Here is a 738-nt window from a genome sequence, read left to right on the forward strand (position 1 = left end):
CAGCCTTGGCCGGGGCACCCCGGCCCCTGGTCACCCGGGGCTTCCTTTCGCGGTCCGGTCCTGCAGCTTCGCCAGCATCTCGAAGGGGCTGACGGTGCCGCGGATCGTCTTGGTCGCGACATGCGCGTACTGTGCCGTGGTGGTCAGCTTCGCGTGCCCGAGCAGCACCTGGATGACCCGCACAGCTCGGCGCGGGCAATGGCCGCCTCGTCGAGGCTCCAGCTGAACAGGTCTGCCTGCAGGTCGGGCTTGATGAAGCGGGTCCTCGATGCGGCCGAGATTGGCGATGACACGGTGGCGCACCTTTCCGTCCTCGTTGCGGTATCCCTCGACGAGCTGGAGATAGCGGCGGCCGCCGGACGTGGTGATCTTCGTGTACATGCCGCAACGCTATCACGGCTATGGAAATACGATCAATGGCCTTCGAGATGACGACGTGCCACAATAAAACTTCCGGAAATGGCGCCTTTCCGACCGATCAACCCTTTGATTTTCCAAGACCAGCCCGCGCGGACGGGCCAATTTCGGGCTTCCAGCTGTCGAAGTTCGGATCCCCCGGATGCGCATGTCCTCGATCATCCGCGCCCGCAGCGGCGATATTCTCTCCTCCGTCATGGGAACCTCCTGTCTGTCGATTGAGAGGCCTGCGGATTCCGGAGCATCCGGTCGCTCGTTCCAGCGACATCCGGTCAGCGGTTCCGACACATCCGGTCACCCCGGAAGACAGCCGCTGAGCTC

The 738-nt window shown here is 63.7% G+C and carries 1 pseudogene; it reads right to left on the reverse strand.

Going from position 1 to position 738, the window contains the following annotated elements:
* Positions 1-30 precede the first annotated feature (30 nt).
* Positions 31-183: pseudogene (locus FGX59_RS37140) on the reverse strand (integrase); the annotation flags it as partial.
* Positions 184-738 lie beyond the last annotated feature (555 nt).

The sequence above is a fragment of the Poseidonocella sp. HB161398 genome, from assembly GCF_005870025.1.
Lineage (GTDB): Bacteria > Pseudomonadota > Alphaproteobacteria > Rhodobacterales > Rhodobacteraceae > Mangrovicoccus.